General features: G+C 63.5%; 14 protein-coding genes. 5 read left to right on the forward strand and 9 right to left on the reverse strand.

Features of this window, described 5'->3' with window-relative positions:
* Positions 1-5 precede the first annotated feature (5 nt).
* From NKH17_RS19495 to NKH17_RS19505, 3 genes are all read right to left on the reverse strand, one after another.
* Positions 6-602 carry a DUF922 domain-containing protein gene (locus NKH17_RS19495; RefSeq protein WP_352480300.1) on the reverse strand — a complete coding sequence of 199 codons (597 nt, stop codon included), beginning with the start codon at positions 600-602 and terminating at the stop codon, positions 6-8.
* A 111-nt stretch (positions 603-713) separates the two neighbouring features.
* Complete coding sequence (locus NKH17_RS19500) at positions 714-2,393, reverse strand: electron transfer flavoprotein-ubiquinone oxidoreductase (RefSeq protein WP_352805688.1); 1,680 nt, start codon at positions 2,391-2,393, stop codon at positions 714-716.
* Between the two features lie 106 nt (positions 2,394-2,499).
* Positions 2,500-2,682, reverse strand: coding sequence for a hypothetical protein (locus NKH17_RS19505; RefSeq protein WP_254820002.1), 183 nt, complete (start codon positions 2,680-2,682; stop codon positions 2,500-2,502).
* Here NKH17_RS19505 and NKH17_RS19510 point away from each other — a divergent pair.
* From NKH17_RS19510 to NKH17_RS19520, 3 genes are all read left to right on the forward strand, one after another.
* Positions 2,633-3,277, forward strand: coding sequence for a hypothetical protein (locus NKH17_RS19510; protein ID WP_352802365.1), 645 nt, complete (start codon positions 2,633-2,635; stop codon positions 3,275-3,277). The genes NKH17_RS19505 and NKH17_RS19510 overlap by 50 nt on opposite strands.
* 37 nt (positions 3,278-3,314) lie before the next feature.
* The gene (locus tag NKH17_RS19515; RefSeq protein ID WP_352896911.1) at positions 3,315-4,196 is read left to right on the forward strand and encodes a uracil-DNA glycosylase; all 882 of its coding nucleotides are present in this window, start codon (positions 3,315-3,317) and stop codon (positions 4,194-4,196) included.
* Between the two features lie 105 nt (positions 4,197-4,301).
* Complete coding sequence (locus NKH17_RS19520; protein WP_352896913.1) at positions 4,302-5,120, forward strand: helix-turn-helix domain-containing protein; 819 nt, start codon at positions 4,302-4,304, stop codon at positions 5,118-5,120.
* Here the strand turns inward: NKH17_RS19520 and NKH17_RS19525 are convergent, their stop codons facing one another.
* Positions 5,121-6,098: a DMT family transporter gene (locus NKH17_RS19525; protein WP_502910610.1), complete on the reverse strand. Its 978-nt coding sequence runs from the start codon at positions 6,096-6,098 to the stop codon at positions 5,121-5,123.
* Complete coding sequence (locus tag NKH17_RS19530) at positions 6,095-6,307, reverse strand: hypothetical protein (protein ID WP_352896951.1); 213 nt, start codon at positions 6,305-6,307, stop codon at positions 6,095-6,097. The genes NKH17_RS19525 and NKH17_RS19530 overlap by 4 nt, the downstream gene beginning before the upstream one ends.
* A gap of 154 nt (positions 6,308-6,461) precedes the next feature.
* Between NKH17_RS19530 and pepN the strand changes: the two genes are divergently transcribed.
* Together pepN and NKH17_RS19540 are read left to right on the forward strand one after the other, a co-directional pair.
* Positions 6,462-9,107, forward strand: a complete 2,646-nt coding sequence (gene pepN / locus NKH17_RS19535; protein WP_352896915.1) for an aminopeptidase N — start codon at positions 6,462-6,464, stop codon at positions 9,105-9,107.
* 189 nt (positions 9,108-9,296) lie between these two features.
* Positions 9,297-11,621, forward strand: coding sequence for a PAS domain-containing sensor histidine kinase (locus NKH17_RS19540; RefSeq protein WP_352805677.1), 2,325 nt, complete (start codon positions 9,297-9,299; stop codon positions 11,619-11,621).
* Positions 11,622-11,672: 51 nt separating this feature from the next.
* Here NKH17_RS19540 and NKH17_RS19545 read toward each other — a convergent pair whose 3' ends face one another.
* From NKH17_RS19545 to NKH17_RS19560, 4 genes are all read right to left on the reverse strand, one after another.
* Entirely contained in the window at positions 11,673-12,152 is a 480-nt protein-coding gene (locus NKH17_RS19545) for an EF-hand domain-containing protein (protein ID WP_352805674.1), read from the reverse strand.
* 145 nt (positions 12,153-12,297) lie between these two features.
* The gene (locus tag NKH17_RS19550) at positions 12,298-15,264 is read right to left on the reverse strand and encodes a bifunctional [glutamine synthetase] adenylyltransferase/[glutamine synthetase]-adenylyl-L-tyrosine phosphorylase (RefSeq protein WP_352805671.1); all 2,967 of its coding nucleotides are present in this window, start codon (positions 15,262-15,264) and stop codon (positions 12,298-12,300) included.
* Positions 15,264-16,733, reverse strand: a complete 1,470-nt coding sequence (locus NKH17_RS19555) for an ATP-binding protein (protein ID WP_352507493.1) — start codon at positions 16,731-16,733, stop codon at positions 15,264-15,266. Before NKH17_RS19555 ends, NKH17_RS19550 begins: the two co-directional genes overlap by 1 nt.
* Before the next feature lie 6 nt (positions 16,734-16,739).
* The gene (locus NKH17_RS19560) at positions 16,740-17,414 is read right to left on the reverse strand and encodes a response regulator transcription factor (RefSeq protein WP_254819962.1); all 675 of its coding nucleotides are present in this window, start codon (positions 17,412-17,414) and stop codon (positions 16,740-16,742) included.
* Positions 17,415-17,465 lie beyond the last annotated feature (51 nt).

Below are 17,465 nucleotides of genomic sequence, written 5' to 3' on the forward strand. Positions count from 1 at the left end.
GCTTATTACTGGCCCACAAAAGCGCGGATGAGGTGCTCGACAGGGCCGCCGTCGCGATGCTCGTGCGCATCGAAGGCGATCTGCTTTGCCTCGTATTCGGCATAGATGGCATTGATCCGGCGCTTTGCCTCGCGACGTGCCTCGAAACAGTGCGGGTCATCAGCGACTGTCAGCCCTCGAACCGACTTTTCGGTGGCCCGCATCATCTGTCTGGCGATGCGGCCATGGGTCTCTTCATGGGCGCGGACGCCAGCGAAGAACCGCTTCCAGCGCTTCTGCAGCGCAGGCGATGGGGCTGAGACCAGTTTGGGATAGGTATAGAAGAGATTGAGCGTCCCGTTGGCCTGGCGCAGGCGGCAGACGCCGTTTTCCTGATGGGCGTCGAAGGTCCAATCACCGACGCTGTAGCCGGTTTGCGCGATGGCGTGGGTCATGAAGCCGTGCTTCGGCCCACTGCGATCCATGGCCTCGATCAGGGCCGCGCCGGTGGTTCCGGCAATGTTGTAAGTTCGTGTCTTGACCAGCACCTTAGTGCCGGCCAAGGCTGCAGGGGCGCACAATGCCCCGATCGCCACAACGCTCGTCAGAACTGCCAGGCGCATTTTTCCTTCCTCCCTGTCGCCGCAGAAAGGAAACACAGGCAGGCGGTTTATTCAACAATCCTACGGTTGCGCTGCTCCTCATCTTGTTTAGTCCGGAACAAACCTTGTGACTTACATGTTCTGGTAGACCGGGCCCTCGCCGCCCTGTGGCGGCACCCAATTTATGTTCTGGTTCGGGTCCTTGATATCGCAAGTCTTGCAGTGCACGCAGTTCTGCGCGTTGATGACGAAGCGCACATCCTCTGCCGCAGGATCGGCGGCGGCATTGCCGTCCTTGTCGACCCATTCGTAGACGCTGGCCGGGCAGTAACGCGTCGAGGGCCCGGCATAGACGTCATGCTCGGAGCGCTTTTGCAGGTCCATGTCGGCGACGAGCAGATGCACCGGCTCGTTCTCCTCGTGGTTGGTGTTGGACAGGAACACCGACGACAGCCGGTCGAAGGTCAGCACCCCGTCCGGCTTCGGGTAGGCGATCTTCTGGTGCGCGGCGGCCGGTTCCAGCGTGGCGTAGTCGGCCTTGCCGTGCTTCATCGTGCCGAAGGCCGAGAAGCCGAACAGCGTGTTCAGCCACATGTCGAGCCCCCCAAGGCCGACGCCGACAATGGTGCCGAAGCGTGACCATAGCGGCTTGACGTTGCGCACTTTCTTCAGGTCCTTGCCGATATCGGTGGCGCGCCAGGTGGCCTCATAGGAGGCCAGCTCGTCATTGGCGCGGCCGGCGGCTATCGCATCACAGACATGCTCGGCCGCCAGCATTCCGGAGAGCACGGCATTGTGCGAGCCCTTGATGCGCGGCACGTTGACGAAGCCGGCCGCGCAGCCGATCAGCGCACCGCCGGGGAAGGACAGTTTCGGCACCGACTGCCAGCCGCCTTCGGTGATGGCGCGGGCACCATAGCCCAGCCGCTTGGCACCCTCGAAGGTGCCGCGGATCGCCGGATGGGTCTTGAAGCGCTGGAACTCGTCAAAGGGCGACAGATAGGGGTTCTTGTAGTTCAGGTGAACGACGAAGCCGACTGCCACCTGGTTGTCCTCGAGATGGTAGAGGAAGGAGCCGCCGCCGGTCTTCATATCGAGCGGCCAGCCGAAGGAATGCTGCACAAGGCCCGGCCGGTGGTTTTCCGGTTTGACCTGCCAGAGTTCCTTGAGGCCGATGCCGTATTTTCCGGGCTCGCGGCCGTCGGAAAGGTGGTATTTGGCGATCAGCTGCTTGGCGAGCGAGCCACGCGCGCCCTCACCGATCAAGACATATTTGCCCATCAGCGCCATGCCCGGCGCAAAGCCCGGACCGTGCGTGCCGTCCTTCTCGACGCCCATGTCGCCGGTGACGACGCCGGTGACCGCACCGGCCTCGTTGTAGAGCAGGCCGACCGCGGCAAAGCCCGGATAGATCTCGACGCCCAGCGCCTCGGCCTTGGTCGCCAGCCAGCGGCAGACATTGCCGAGCGAGACGATATAGTTGCCGTGATTGTTCATCAGCGGCGGCATCAGTATGTTGGGCAGACGGAACGAACCGGCGGGGCCGAGAACCAGGAAATGGTCGTCGGTGACCGGTGTCCTGAAGGGATGACCCTCCTCTTCGCGCCAGCCGGGCAGCAGCCGGTCGATGCCGATCGGATCGACGACGGCGCCGGACAGGATGTGCGCGCCGACTTCGCCGCCCTTTTCCAGCACGACGACGGAAAGCTCGGGATTGACCTGCTTGAGACGGATCGCGGCGGCGAGGCCGGCCGGGCCGGCGCCGACGATGACCACGTCGAATTCCATGCTTTCGCGTTCGATATCGCTCATCGACCCCTCACTGGCTCGCTATTCCCGGCATCTTGCTGGCTCACGCGCTGCATAGCGCATCAAATAGCGACGGGAAACCGGCGCGGACGTGACAATACCGATTTCGTCAAAAAGTCGCGTCCTGCCACACAGATTCGCGGTGGCGAGCATCAATCTTCAATCCTATTCCGTTTGCACAGATATGTCGCACTGATGTTTTTAATTGTTCGACGGCTTGCTTATCGGCCATACTTCCCGCCATGCGCATATTCAGGCCGGCTGGCTTTTCATCGACGCGCTTTTTTTTCACGCCCGGCCGGATTTGCCGTGCGGCGCTGTTGGCGCTTCTGCCGCTGACGGCTCTCGATGCCCATGCCGAGCAGCAACTGGTCTGGGCGACCGGCGCCTATTCCTTTTCCGACGAGCGCGGCGGCTTCCGCATCACCGGGGCTTCCGGCATCGGCACGAAAGAGGATCCGCTGGTCATCACCGAAGAGTTGAATTCAGCGACGCCGGTAACGCTTGCCATTCGCACGACAAAGCCGATCCAGCCGTTCGGCAAGGCGGGAGACTTCGCCAATGGTCTGATGTATATGCGCATCGACGTGCTCAACAATAGCGGCCAGGCCTGGGTCGAGTTCCAGTTCGAACTCCAGGAGATCCTCGACCAGCCGAGCGTGTTCGGCGACGGCCTGTCGTTTGACCAGCGCAACAAAACGCCTGAAAATATCTGGTCGAGCAGCTACGCCGATTTCGACCGCAATTTCGAACCGTATGACCGCCTGCTGTTCAAGAACGGCAAGATCGACCCGCTGAAGACCGCCAGCTTCTATTTCCTGATCACCGACTACACGCCGCGCTGGACGTTCTATCTGGTGCAGGATCCGCGCATACCGTCGAGCTGAACTTGCAAATTCAAGCTTTGCGGCCGAATGTGAAACCATGACTGCCGCCCCCCACAATAGCCGAGCCGATCTCGCCGAGCTGCTGGCCTTCTACGCCAGCGCCGGCGTCGACGAGGCACTTGAAGAACACCCGGTAAACAGGTTTGCAGAAGCCAGGCCACCGGAGCGGGTGCCTGCGGCGGCCGCTATGCCGGCCGGTGAAAATGCGGCGCCACAACGCTCGACGAGCGTGTCGCGCGCCGAAATGGGCGAGAGACCCAATACGGCACCGGCAGTGCGAACGTCCCCGGCCATGTCAACGGTGCCCGACGAGGCGCAAGCGGCATTGGCGCGGCAACTGGCGAGATCGGCGGCAAGCCTCGACGAGCTTCGCCAGCATATGGCGGCATTCGACGGCTGCAATCTCAAATTCACCGCCAAGAACCTTGTGTTCGCCGACGGCAATCCGACTGCCGAGGTGATGCTGGTCGGCGAAGCGCCGGGTCGCGATGAGGACATAGAGGGCTTGCCGTTCGTTGGCCGCTCCGGCCGGCTGCTCGACCGCATGCTGGCCGCGATCGGTCTTGACCGGACGTCCGTCTACATCGCCAATGTCATTCCCTGGCGGCCGCCCGGCAACCGCACGCCGACCCCGCACGAGACCGAGATCTGCCGGCCGTTCATCGAGCGGCAGATCGAGTTGGTCAATCCGAAGGTGCTGGTCAATCTCGGCGGCCCGTCGGCAAAGACCCTGCTCAACACCTCCGAAGGCATATTGCGGCTGCGCGGCAACTGGCGCGTCCACACGACCCCGTCCGGCGTCGCCATTCCTGCCATGCCGACCCTGCATCCGGCCTATTTGCTGAGAACGCCGGCGCACAAGAAGCTGGCGTGGCGGGATTTCCTCGAAGTGAAGGCGAAGTTGCGGGCGCTTGGGTAATGGTGCAGAGCGCGTCTTCAGTTCTCCCCTTGCGAGGAAGGAAGGGCGGCATCATGACTTCGCAGGTAATTGAAATGCGCCCACTGCCGGCCTAGTCATCTCGTTATGACAGCAGCCCAGATTTCCGCCGGCAGTCTCATTCGCGAATGGCGTACACGCCGGCGCATGAGCCAGCTCGACCTGGCTATGGAGGCCGAGATCTCGCAGCGGCATCTGAGTTTCGTTGAAAGCGGCCGCGCCGCACCCTCGCGTGACATGGTGCTGCATCTGGCGGAGCAGCTTTCGATCCCGCTCAGGCAGCGCAACCAGCTGCTGCTGGCCGCCGGCTTTGCCCCGAGCTTCGGCGAACGACCACTTGACGATGCCTCGATGGCACCGGCGATGGCGGCGGTCGAGACCGTGCTCAAGGCGCACGAGCCGTTCCCGGCGCTTGCCGTCGACCGGCATTGGAACCTGGTGTCGGCGAACGCCGCCATCGGCCCGTTCCTCGCCAATGTCGCCGATGCCTCCCTGCTGAAGCCGCCGGTCAACGTTTTGCGCCTCAGCCTGCATCCCGGCGGCATCGCGCCGCGTATCGTCAACCTAGCGGAATGGTGGACGCATCTTCTGGAGCGGCTGAAGCGGCAGAACGACGCTACCGCCGATCCGGTTCTTGTCGAGCTCGAGCGCGAGCTTCGGGCCTATCCGTCCGGCCTTAGAGGCAGCCGGCCGGCGCCGGTCGAACCGAACGCGATTGTCCATCCGCTCAAGCTTGCCCATGGCGACGCGGTGCTGTCGTTCATCAGCACCATCACCGTGTTCGGCACGCCGCTCGACGTGACGCTGTCGGAGCTGGCGATCGAATCTTTTTTCCCCGCCGACGAACAGACGCGGGCGGTGCTGGTGCGGCTGGCGACAGAGCGGACTGACGCAGTGAAGCCGTGATCACCCTTCCGGCGCGACGGCCTTGCGGGTGCGGGTGCGTTCGAGACCAAGCTGGCGCTCGCGCCAGATGATGAAAATCCCCGCCGCAACCACGATCATGCCGCCGACCAGCATGTTGATCGTGGCGACGTCGCCAAAGACCAGATACCCGACTACGACGCCGAGGATCATCGAAGTGTATTCGAAGGGTGCCACGACGGAAGCCTCGGCATGGCGATAGGCCGAGGTCATCAGGATCTGGCCAAGCCCGCCGCAAAAACCCGCGGCAATCAGAAGCCCGGCCTGTGCCGTCGTCAGCGCCTGCCAGCCGAATGGCAGCGAAAGCAGCGCCATGAGGCTCGCGGTTACCGAAAACCACAGCACGATGGTCGCCGTCCGCTCGCTCTGGACGAGGTTACGAACCAGGAGCATGGCGATGGCCGAGATCGCCGCGGCTATGAGGGCGGCGATGACGCCGAGCACCTCCTGATCGCCAAGGGCAGCGCCCGAACTGAGCAGCGTCAGTTCCGGCCATGAGATGATCAGCACCCCGACCAGGCCGACGGCAACCGCACTCCAGCGATATATGCGGATGGCTTCGCCGAGGAAGATCGAACTGAACACCACGACCAGCAGCGGCTGCGCGTAGTTCAGCGTGATCGCCTCCGGCAGCGGCAGCCGCGTCAGCGCGAAGAAGCCGAGCCCCATGGCACAGACACCGACGACGCCGCGCGCAATGTGGTTGAGAGGGCGCTTTGTCGAAAAGGCGGTTCCGAGTTTTCCCTGGAAGGCGAGGAAGGCGATGATCGGAAAGATGGCAAAGAAGGAGCGGAAGAAGACGATCTGGCCCGCCGGCACGGTGCCTGCCGCCTTGATGCAGGACGACATGCCGACGAAGACCGCCACCGATACGATCTTGAGCACGATCCCGGTCAGCGTGCTGTGCTCGCCGGCAAGGTCGCCGGCAGCAAGCACCGGCAAATCCGGTCTGGCTGTCACGCCCCTTTTGCTTCCTGGATCGCCGCGCAGATGCACGCCGGCGTTGCCGGCATGATGCCGTAGGTGCGGTAGAGCGCGTCGGCCACCGCATCGAGCGCGGCAGGCGTCGACCCGATCGTACCCGCCTTCCCGGCGCCTTCGATGAAGGCCCGATCCTCGCGACGCAACACAGAGGCGCTCATCCCGAATTTCGGCGTGACGATGGTCATGGAAGCCTCGCGATGATGCTTGGGAAATGATCGCCGGAAATAGACGTCGCTGCAGTTTTGTCGAGGGAGTGTTTCGTGTAAAGAGCGCAGGCTTCAAATTATTTGGACCAGCGGACCCGCCCGCCGCTCCCGGATCGACAGGAAAAATCAAGGAATGCGCACAGATACCGGCCAGGTCTTCAAACTCGAGGACTATCGCCCTAGTGATTATCTGATTCCGGAAACCAGCCTGACTTTCCGCCTTTCGCCTGAAGCAACGCATGTCACCGCCGTGCTGACGGTCGAACGTCGCGACGAGATTGCCGCGTCGGTGCCACTGGTGCTGGATGGCGACGGGCTGACGCTCCGCAGTATCGCCATCGACGGCCAGGAATCGAGGCCTGCGGATTTTCTCGTCACGCCCGATCAACTGACAATCATCAGCCCCCCTGCCACAAGGCGCTTCCAGCTGAGAATTGAAACCGTGTTGGCGCCGGCGCAGAACGAAGCGCTGATGGGCCTCTATCGCTCCAGCGACGTCTATTGCACGCAATGCGAGGCCGAAGGCTTTCGCCGCATCACTTATTTCCTCGACCGTCCCGACATCCTGTCGGTCTATACGGTGCGTATCGAAGCTCAGCGCAATGAGGCGCCGCTGCTTTTGTCCAACGGCAACCCGGCCGGCAGCGGCGAGCTTGCCGGCGGCTGGCACTATGCGGTCTGGCACGACCCCTTCCCCAAGCCGTCCTATTTGTTTGCGCTGGTGGCGGGCGACCTCGGCAAGATCTCGGACAGCTTCATTACCCTGTCTGGCCGCAAGGTCGAGCTCGGAATCTATGTCGAACCGGGTAAAGAGAGGCTCGCCGGCTACGCCATGGACGCTTTGAAACGGTCGATGAAATGGGACGAGGAGGCATTCGGCCGCGAATACGACCTCGATGTCTTCAACATCGTCGCCGTGTCCGACTTCAATATGGGCGCGATGGAGAACAAGGGCCTCAACATCTTCAACGACAAATATGTGCTCGCCGACCAGGAAACCGCGACCGACGCCGATTTCGCCAATATCGAAGCCATCATTGCGCATGAGTATTTCCACAATTGGACAGGTAACAGAATCACTTGCCGTGACTGGTTCCAGCTTTGCCTGAAGGAAGGCCTGACCGTTTTCCGCGACCACGAATTCTCCGCCGATCAGCGCTCGCGCGCCGTCAAGCGCATCGCCGAGGTACGTACGCTGCGCGCCCATCAGTTTCCCGAGGACCAAGGGCCGCTGGCGCATCCGGTGCGGCCGCGCCGCTACCGCGAGATCAACAATTTCTATACGGCGACGGTCTATGAAAAGGGCTCGGAAGTCGTGCGCATGATCCACACCATCCTCGGCGCAGAGACGTTCCGCGCCGGCATGGACCTCTACTTCGAACGTCACGACGGCCAGGCGGCGACGATCGAAGACTTCATCAAGGTGTTCGAAGACGTTTCCGGTCGCGACCTGTCGCAGTTTTCGCTCTGGTATCATCAGGCCGGTACGCCGAACCTGACCGTCAGTTCGGCGTATAATCCTGCGGCGCAGGAATTCACGCTCGAAATCGAGCAGTCGGTGCCGCCAACGCCGTCGGAAAGCCGCAAACGGCTGATGCACATTCCGCTTGCCTTCGGCCTGGTCGGCGCCGGCGGAGAGGCGACAGCCTATAGCGGCGTGGAAGGGGCGAATGTCGAGGACGGCGTCATCCATATCCGCAAACGCCGCCATGTCGTCAGGTTTTCCGGGATTGCCGAGCGGCCGGCCATGTCGCTCAACCGCGGCTTTTCGGCGCCGGTGACGCTTTCGGTCGAGCAGCGGCCCGACGACCAGTTTTTTCTGGCTGGCCACGACAGCGACGCCTTCTCGCGCTGGCAGGCGTTCAACACGCTTTTGACCGATGCGCTGATTGCAGCTTTCCGCCAGATCCTGGACCACACGCAACCCGAGTTTAGCGCCCGGCTGACCGGGCTTACCGGCAAAATAGCCGGCGACGAGGCGCTCGAACCCGCCTATCGGGCACTGGCGCTGGCGCTGCCCGGCGACGCCGATATCGCCCGCGACATCGGCAAGAACATCGACCCCGACGCCATTTTCGCGGCGCGCGCGGCGCTGGCAGTTGCGATCGCCGAGGCCAACCGCGAGATATTCTCCAACTTCTACGATCGGCTCGCCGACAATGGTCCGTTCAGCCCGGACGCGGCCAGTGCCGGGCGGCGGGCGCTGCGCAATGTCCTGCTGGACTATCTCTCCTTGCTACCGGGAGGTGCGGAACTCGCTGCCCGGCACTTCCAATCGGCGACCAATATGACGGATCGTGCCGCGGCGTTGACCGTGCTTGCGCACCGTCACCACGGCTCACCTGAGGCAACCAAGGCACTGGCCGATTTCGAGGCGAAATATGCAACCGATCCGCTGGTCATGGACAAATGGTTCCAGATCCAGGCCAGCGTGCCCGGTCCGCAAACCGTCGACGCAGTGCGCGCCTTGACCAGCCACCCAGCGTTCTCGATGGTCAACCCGAACCGGGTACGCTCGCTCATCGGTACGTTTTCCAGCGCCAACCAGACCGGCTTTCATCGCGCCGACGGCGAGGGCTACCGGCTTTTCGTCGAAACGGTGCTGCAGGTCGAAAAACGCAACCCGCAGGTGGCCGCCAGGCTGGCGACGGCGCTCAGGTCGTGGCGCTCGCTCGAACCCGTGCGGCAGGCCAAGGCAAGGGAGGCGTTGCTTTCAATCGCCAATACCGAGAAGCTGTCGGCCGATTTGCGAGACATCGTCGAGCGCACCCTGGCGTAAGCGACCTCCCCTTCTCCCCTTGTCGTGGGAGAAGGGAAGACCATCCGAAAACCCATTATTTTAGTCGATTTTTAATCTTTTTTCGCCGCGCCTCTGGACAAGGCGAATCACCTTTGATTCTTTAGTGACGATTCGGAAGTGCGGCGTTGCCGGATCGTCAAGCGGACAGAAAATCGGGGAGTGCCATTTATGGCGAAGGCGGACGCGTGGGGCGCGCCCGGTGGGACGGCGTTTGAGCGTCGCGAGGCGCGAAACGACGGTCTCGCGGGCAATACGCGGCTCATCGCCGAACCTGCCTACCGACGGCTGCTGGCAGCCGAGCCGCTGTTGCGGCGATCGATACCGGCCCTCATTATCATGTTTCTGTTGATCATCGCAGTACTGCGCTTTCTGTCACTGATGAACGAGCGCGACGAGATTGAGCGCGACGCCAAGGCGATCCTTGCCCTGGCCGCCGGCCAACTGGCCAGTTCGATCGCCGACGCTACCATGGTTTCCGCGCCAGGTGCGATCCAGGACCTGCTGGAGAGCACCGGTCGTCAGGGCGCGATGGGCCGAAGCCACGTACTGGCGATCACCGACAGCGCCTTCAAGATCATTGCCGTATCGCCGCAGTCGATGCACTGGGAGGGCCGATCGCTCGATGGCGTCGTGCAGGGCGGGCAGCCGCTGTTCATGTTCGGCGACCGCGCCGGAGTTATGGAGGTCAGCATCGGCGGACAGGACTGGTACGCGGCAGTGAGCCTGGCAAATGGCCGAAAGGGTGCCGCGGCAGCGTTCGTGCCGCAGGAGGCAGTTTTTGACGCCTGGCGGAAGACGGTCTCACTCAATGTCACGCTGTTCGTGCTGACGGCCGGCGTGCTGATCGTCATCCTTTATGCCTATTTCGGCCAGGCGGCGCGTGCCCAGGCCGCCGACCGCATCTATCTCGAAGCCCACCAGCGCATCGACATGGCGTTGGTGCGCGGCCGCTGCGGCCTGTGGGATTGGGACATGGTGCGCGGCAAGATGTACTGGTCGCGCTCGATGTACGACATGCTGGGCTACGAGCCTTGCGACACGATGCTGTCGTTCGGCGAAGTCGACGAAATCATTCATCCCGAGGACGGCGATTTGTTCGAACTCGCCAACAGGATCGTCGCACGCGAGATCGACCATATCGACCAGGTGTTCCGGATGCGCCATGCCGACGGGCAATGGGTTTGGATGCGCGCAAGAGCACAGGTTATCGACCCGGAAGCGCCGGAGATCCAGCTGATCGGCATCGCCGTCGACGTCACCGAGCAGCGGCACTTGGCGCTGCGCTCCGAAGCGGCGGACCTGCGCCTGAGGACGGCCATCGAAAACATCAACGAATCCTTCGTGCTGTGGGATTCGTCCGAGCGCCTGATCATGTGCAATTCCAAATACCAGCAGGACAACGGCCTGTCGGATCGCGACGTGATGCCGGGCGCCCCGCGCGCCGTGCTGGAACAACGCATGCTGGCCTTCGCCTCGGAGCGACGGCTTGCCAATACCAACGGACCGCAGGGGGGCGTAACCTTCGAGCGCCAGCTTGCCGACGGCCGCTGGCTGCAAGTGAACGAGTTGCAGACAAGGGACGGCGGCACCGTCTCGGTCGGCTCCGACATCACCCAGATCAAGCTGCACCAGGAGAAGCTGGTCGACAGCGAGCGCCGGCTGATGGCGACAATCCACGACCTCAGCCTTGCCCGCCGCGCGGAAGAAGAACGGGCTCGTGAGCTCGTCGAGCTCAATCGCAAATACATGAAGGAAACCGAGCGGGCCGAAGCGGCAAACCGGGCCAAATCCGAATTCCTTGCCAACATGTCGCACGAGTTGCGCACGCCGCTCAACGCGATCATCGGCTTCTCGGAACTGATGGAACGGCGGCTGTTCGGGCCGATGGGGTCGCCGCGCTACGAAGAGTATGCCACCGACATCAACGGCAGCGGCAAATATCTTCTCGGCGTGATCAACGACATCCTCGACATGTCGAAGATCGAGGCCGGCCAGTTCGCCCTGGATCAGGAAGAAATCGATCTCTGCCCGCTCATCAGGGAGACGGTTCGCGTCGTCTCGCTGCAGGCGGCGGAAAAGTCGATCACCGTCGAAACCCGCATCGCCGATTCGCTGACGCTGTTCGCCGACCGCAGGGCGATCAAGCAGATCCTCATCAACCTTCTGTCCAATGCGGTGAAGTTCACCGGGCAAGGCGGCCACATTTCGGTCAGAGCCCGCAGCATTTCCAGCGCGCTGATCCTGACGATCGAGGACAATGGCTGTGGCATCCCGAAAGCGGCGCTGAGCAAGCTCGGACGGCCATTCGAACAGGTGCAAAACCAGTTCTCCAAGAGCCATACCGGCTCCGGCCTCGGCCTCGCCATCTCGCGCTCGCTGGCCGAGCTTCAGGGTGGCGCGTTGAAGATCCGTTCGACCGAAAGCATCGGCACGATCGTCTCGGTACGCATCCCGATGAGGAAAGTCGCGCAGGCGGTCAGGGCGGCTGCCTGAATGACCAGATAAGTCTCCGGCGGCTCGCGCCGCCGGAGCGGTTGTCAATTCTCACTGCATGCCGTCAGCGCCATCATTGCCCTCGCCGTCCCATTGGCGGTGGCGGCCGAGACCCTTCGGCAGTTCGTTCTTCTCGATCTTGCCGTCATTGTCACGGTCGAGCATGGCGAACACCTTCTTCTGGCGGCTGGTGATATCGTCGGCGGTCAGCGTCCCGTCGCCCTTGGTGTCGTAGCGGGCGATGATGCGCCTGGCCATCTGCTCGAAGCGTGCCTTCTCCAGCGCGTCGGCGAGCTGTGCCACGGTCAGCTTGCCGCCATTGTCAGCGACCATCTTCTTCAGCCGCGCGTTCATGGCGTCGGAGAACTGGTCGAAGGTGATGGTGCCGTCATTGTCCTTCATGACCTTGCCGAGGCGCATCATCATGCCGTCGCGCGGCCCGGCGCCGGAGTGCTCGTCTGCATAGGCTGCGGTGCCGACGGCGCCGGCCAGGGCTGCGAAAACGAGTGCAAGTCTGGTTGTCTTTCTCATGGTCTTCTCCTGTTGCATCGTCACCCCCGATGCTAGAGCGGCGGACCTTCATCCCCCGCTCTATCTCTTTGATTGAACATCGGAACCTCCCAAAAAAAGGTCGCAATTTCGGGTCCGATGCTCTCGCCCGTACGGCTGGTTGCCGTCACGGTTGTTTCGCACGAAGCAGAAGGTCGAAATCCTTTCTGACCTTCTGCGACGTCTCCTTGAGATGCGCTTCAAGCACCCCGAAATCCGGCAGGTCGGTCACCGCCAGAAGCAGATCCGAAAGCCCTGGCGGAACGTCGTCGCGTTCGAATGCGCCGGTGAGGCAAAGCCGTATCATCTGGGTCAGCGCCAGATAGAGCGAATAGGCATCCACCAGTTCCTGCCTGACCTGGGCGCCGGCGAAATCCGGCGCCAGGCGCGATAGGACCTCGGCCGTGCCGGTGGCCCTGCGGCCTGCCTCGATCTTTCCCGTGATCAGCGCAACCTGGGCAATGAATTCGAGATCTATGAGGCCGCCCGGGATCAGCTTGATGTCCCAGGGATCGCGCGGCGGCTTCTCCTTGTCGACCATGGCGCGCATCTCGGATGCCTCGGCCATCACCTTGGCTGGATCGCGCGGCAGAGCGAGCACTGCGGCAACTTCCTCCTCAACCTCGCGGCAGAGCTCGGCATCGCCACCGATCGTGCGGGCCCGCGCCAGCGCCATATGCTCCCACGTCCAGGCGTCCTGGCGCTGGTACTTCTTGAAGGCATCGACGTGCGTGGCCACCGGCCCCTTGTTGCCGGACGGTCGCAGGCGAAGGTCGAGCTCGTAGAGCACGCCCTCGGCGGTCGGCGCGGAAACGGCGGCGATCAGCCGCTGCGTCAGCCGGCTGTAGTAATGCGACGGGGCAAGCGGCTTGTCGCCGTCGGACTCCTCGGCATCGGCGTCGTGATCGTAGAGCAGGATAAGGTCGACGTCGGAACCCGCCGTCAGTTCGCGGCTGCCGAGCTTGCCCATGCCGAGCAGTGCGACCCTGCCGCCGGCAATATAGCCATGACGCAACGCGAATTCCGCCGTCACCGCCTGCAACGCCGCCTCGATGGTCAGATCGGCGAGATCGGAAAAGGCGCGGCCGGCGCGCGGCGGATCGATCGACCCGGCAAGCAGCCTGACGCCGATCAGGAACTTTTGCTCCGAAGCAAAGATGCGCAGCCGGTCGAGCACCTCCTCGTAAGCCCTGTCGCCTTCGAGGAAGGCGGCAAGGCGCGCCGACAGATAGGCGCGGTTGGGCAGTTCGCTCAGCAGCGCCGGATCGAGCAGGCCATCGAAGACATGCGGCCGGCGCGTGATGATGGCGGCCAACCGCGGTGCTGCGCCCATGATCGTCGCCATCAGCTTCAGCAACGCCGGATTCGACTGCAGCAGCGAAAACAGCTGGATGCCGGCAGGCAGGCCGGCAAGGAATTCGTCGAAGCGGATCACCGCCTCGTCCGCCCGCCGCGTCTGGCCGAAGGCTTGCAGCAGCGCCGGCGTCAGTTCGGTCAGCCGCTCGCGTGCCTCCGCCGACCGGGTGACGCGGTAGCGGCCGAAGTGCCAGCCGCGGATAACCCGGCAGATGTCGCTCGGCCGCTGGAAGCCGAGCCGCCGCAGGGTCTGCAAGGTATCGGGATCGTCGACGTCGCCGGTAAAGACCAGATTGCCGATGCCGGCCGAAAGCTCCGGCGCGGTCTCGAACAGCGCTGCATAGTGGCGCTCGACCTGATGCAGCGCCGCGCGGAACGTTTCGGCAAAGCCTGCCGCATCGGCAAAGCCCAGCATGCGGGCGACGCGTTCCAGCCCCTCTTCGTCCTCCGGCAGAATATGCGTCTGCTGGTCGGCAACCATCTGGATGGCATGTTCGACGCGGCGCAGGAACCAGTATTGCCTGGTGAGTGCATCGCGCGCGTCGGCGGTGATCCAGCCGCGCGCGGCGAGTTCGCCGAGCATCGGCACGGTCTCGCGGGCGCGCAGTTCGGGAAAGCGGCCGCCGGCGATAAGCTGCTGGGTCTGGACGAAGAACTCGATCTCGCGGATGCCGCCGCGACCGAGCTTGACGTTGTGGCCTTTGACCGCGACCTCGCCATGGCCCTTGTGGGCGTGGATCTGGCGCTTGATCGAATGGACGTCGGCAATCGCCGCATAGTCCATGTATTTGCGCCAGATATAGGGCTGCAGTTCCTTCAGGAACGCGGCGCCGGCGGCAACATCGCCGGCCACCGGGCGAGCCTTGATCATGGCGGCGCGCTCCCAGTTCTGGCCGCGCGCCTCATAGTAGCGCAGCGCCGCCTCGACCGGGATCGCCAGCGGCGTCGAGCCGGGGTCAGGACGAAGCCTGAGATCGGTGCGGAAGACGTAACCGTGCTCGGTGCGGTCCTGGAGGATACGGACCAGCCGACGGGTCAGGCGCGAAAACAGCTCTGTGGCATCGAGCGGATCGACGACGGCAGGCGCATCGGGGTCGAAGAAGGCGACGAGGTCGATGTCGGAGGAGAAGTTCAGCTCATGCGCGCCGAGCTTGCCCATGCCGAGCAGAATCCAGCCCGAGCGTCGCGCCGGATTTTTGGGATCCGGCAATCGGAGCTTGCCCTGCTCATGCGCGTCGCGGAGCAGGAAATCGACGGCCGCACGCGTGCAGGCATCGGCAAGGTCGCTCAGTCTCCGCACTGTCAACGAGGTCTCGGCCTCGCCGGCGAGATCGGCCAAGGCGATCAGGAAATGCGCTTCCGCCTTGCATTGGCGCAGCTCCATCATCAGGCTACTTTCGGAGACGGCCTCTGCGCGTGCTGCCTTGTCGACCGCGGCGCCGATCGATGACAGCCGCGCCTCGACCCTCCCGTCGAAAAGCGCATCGAGTATCCGCGGCCGGCGGCGCGCGGTATCGCGTAGGAACGGCGACAGGTCGAACACGGCGGCGAGGAAATCCTGGACGACCCCCTTACCGGCGAGAAATTTCGCCAGTCGCGGCAGTTCCTTTTGCCGCGCGGCGTCGGCGATCTCCGACAATTCCTGCCTGGCGCGGCTTGCATCCAGCGGAACGAGCTCTACCGCCGGCTTCAACAGCCAGTCCGTTTCCAGGCGTCGCACTGCCATCCTCGCAACCATCAGCGATCCTCCCGCCCGGGAAAACTCATGACGACCGACAATCCGGGATTGCCGGGCAGCAGCTCAAGCCGTCCATTGTGGAATGTCATGATCGCCTTGGCGAGACTCAAGCCAAGGCCGGAACCCGGCTGCGAGCGGCTCTTTTCCAGCCGCACGAAACGCTCGGTCACCCTGGCGCGGTCGACATCGTCGGGAATGCCCTGGCCGTTGTCGGAGACGGCGAGTCTGATCTCGCTACCGATACGCTCCAGCGTCACGCGAACCGTAGGCCTGGAGGTCGAGTCGGTCGAATATTTGATCGCGTTGTCGACGATGTTGGACAGCGCTTGGCCGATCAGCTCGCGATTGCCGTCGACGACGAAAGAACCTTGCACCGAAGTTTCGAGCGTCACGCCCGCCTCCTCCGCTACCGGCTCGTAGAGTTCGACGACGTCGTGCACGGCAGCGGCCAGATCGACCCTGGTGGTGCTTTCCGAGGAATAGCCGGCCTCCAGCCGCGAGATCATCAGGATAGCGTTGAAGGTCTTTATCAGCTGATCGGATTCGGCGATCGTTCCTTCCAGCGCCTGCCGGTAGTCACTGGTGTTGTGCTTGCCCGAAAGCGTCGCCTCGGCGCGATTGCGCAGCCTGGTCAGCGGCGTCTTCAGGTCGTGGGCGATGTTGTCGGAGACCTGCTTCAGGCCCTCGTTCAGCGTAGCGATCCGGGCCAGCATGGAATTGAGGTTTTCCGACAGCCGGTCGAACTCGTCACCGGCGCCGGTGACCGGCAGCCGGCCGGAAAGATCGCCGCCCATGATGCGGCGGCTCGCCTCCGACACGCTGTCGATGCGCTTCAGCGCCGCGCGCCCGACGAAGAACCAGATCAGCAGCCCGCCGACGCCCATCATGCCGAGCGCCAGCATCAAGGCGCGGCGAATGACGGCGCGGAAGCGCTCCGGCTCGCCGAGGTCGCGGCCGACCAGCATGATCATCTGGTTGGGCAGGCGCAGCACCAGGGCAACGGCGTTGTGGCCTTTCTCGCCTTCGGTCTGGACTTCGCTCTGGGCGGGCTCGTTCGGGTCGGAAACCGGGTTGCGCTGCCGCTCGAGCTCGCCCTCACCGAAGCGGCGGTAGGAGAACGGTTCGGTGGTCCAGCCCTCGGCCTCGATCACGCCCGGCTCCAGGCTCTGCACGTTGCCGGTCAGGATCTGGCCGTTGGCATCGGCGATCAGATAGAGATTGGCGCCGGGCTGGCGGGAGCGCTGCTCGACGACGCGGACCAGCAGCGGGAGGCCGCCGCGCTGATAGGCGCGGGCAAGGCCGAGCACCTCGTCGTTGATCGTCTCCTGCGTCTGGGCGGTCAGCATGCGCACCGAGAGCGAGGTCATGTACAAGACCAGCAACACCGCACACAGCGCAAAAAGCAGAAGATAAAGCGCCGAAAGCCGCGCTGCCGTCGTCTTCATGATGGCCGGCACGGAAAGAGCCATGGGGTTCTAGCCGCTTTTCAGCATGTAGCCGGCGCCGCGAACCGTGTGCAGGATCGGCTTGTCGAAGCCCTTCTCGATCTTACCCCGCAGCCGCGAGATATGAACGTCGATGACGTTGGTCTGCGGATCGAAATGGTAGTCCCAGACGTTCTCGAGCAGCATGGTGCGCGTCACCACCTGGCCGGCATGGCGCATCAGATATTCGAGCAGGCGGAACTCGCGCGGCTGCAGCGTTATCTCGCGCCCGGCGCGGCGCACCGAATGCGACAGCCGGTCGAGTTCGAGATCACCGACCCGGTAGACGGTTTCGGCTTCCCTGGCGCTGGCGCGGCGGTTCAGCACCTCGACGCGGGCGAGCAGTTCGGAAAAGGCGTAGGGTTTGGTCAGGTAGTCGTCACCGCCGGCGCGCAGACCGGTGACCCGGTCGTCGACTTCGCCGAGCGCCGACAGGATGAGCACGGGCGTCGTATTGCCTCGGGACCTGAGCCCGGCAATGACGGACAGGCCGTCGCGGCGCGGCATCATGCGGTCAACGACCATGACGTCATAGTCGCCGGAATCGGCGAGCGCGAAGCCGGTTTCGCCGTCGCCGGCGACATGGGCGGTATGGCCGGCCTCGGCGAACGCCTTCTGCAGGTAGTCGGCTGCCTCGCGATCGTCTTCTATGACGAGAATCTTCATAGAACCGTTATACGCGATTTCGCTGGAAGATTGAGTGGCCGGCATACGCAT

The sequence above is a fragment of the Mesorhizobium sp. M1334 genome (assembly GCF_040317995.1).
In the GTDB taxonomy this organism is placed as follows: domain Bacteria; phylum Pseudomonadota; class Alphaproteobacteria; order Rhizobiales; family Rhizobiaceae; genus Mesorhizobium.

Coding starts and splice junctions, on each gene's coding strand:
- NKH17_RS19530 (WP_352896951.1), bottom strand. CDS start 6,307: ATGACCATCGTCACGCCGAAATTCGGGATGAGCGCCTCTGTGTTGCGT.
- NKH17_RS19560 (WP_254819962.1), bottom strand. CDS start 17,414: ATGAAGATTCTCGTCATAGAAGACGATCGCGAGGCAGCCGACTACCTG.
- NKH17_RS19510 (WP_352802365.1), top strand. CDS start 2,633: ATGCGCATATTCAGGCCGGCTGGCTTTTCATCGACGCGCTTTTTTTTC.
- NKH17_RS19545 (WP_352805674.1), bottom strand. CDS start 12,152: ATGAGAAAGACAACCAGACTTGCACTCGTTTTCGCAGCCCTGGCCGGC.
- NKH17_RS19520 (WP_352896913.1), top strand. CDS start 4,302: ATGACAGCAGCCCAGATTTCCGCCGGCAGTCTCATTCGCGAATGGCGT.
- NKH17_RS19555 (WP_352507493.1), bottom strand. CDS start 16,733: ATGGCTCTTTCCGTGCCGGCCATCATGAAGACGACGGCAGCGCGGCTT.
- NKH17_RS19550 (WP_352805671.1), bottom strand. CDS start 15,264: ATGGTTGCGAGGATGGCAGTGCGACGCCTGGAAACGGACTGGCTGTTG.
- pepN (WP_352896915.1), top strand. CDS start 6,462: ATGCGCACAGATACCGGCCAGGTCTTCAAACTCGAGGACTATCGCCCT.
- NKH17_RS19515 (WP_352896911.1), top strand. CDS start 3,315: ATGACTGCCGCCCCCCACAATAGCCGAGCCGATCTCGCCGAGCTGCTG.
- NKH17_RS19540 (WP_352805677.1), top strand. CDS start 9,297: ATGGCGAAGGCGGACGCGTGGGGCGCGCCCGGTGGGACGGCGTTTGAG.
- NKH17_RS19500 (WP_352805688.1), bottom strand. CDS start 2,393: ATGAGCGATATCGAACGCGAAAGCATGGAATTCGACGTGGTCATCGTC.
- NKH17_RS19495 (WP_352480300.1), bottom strand. CDS start 602: ATGCGCCTGGCAGTTCTGACGAGCGTTGTGGCGATCGGGGCATTGTGC.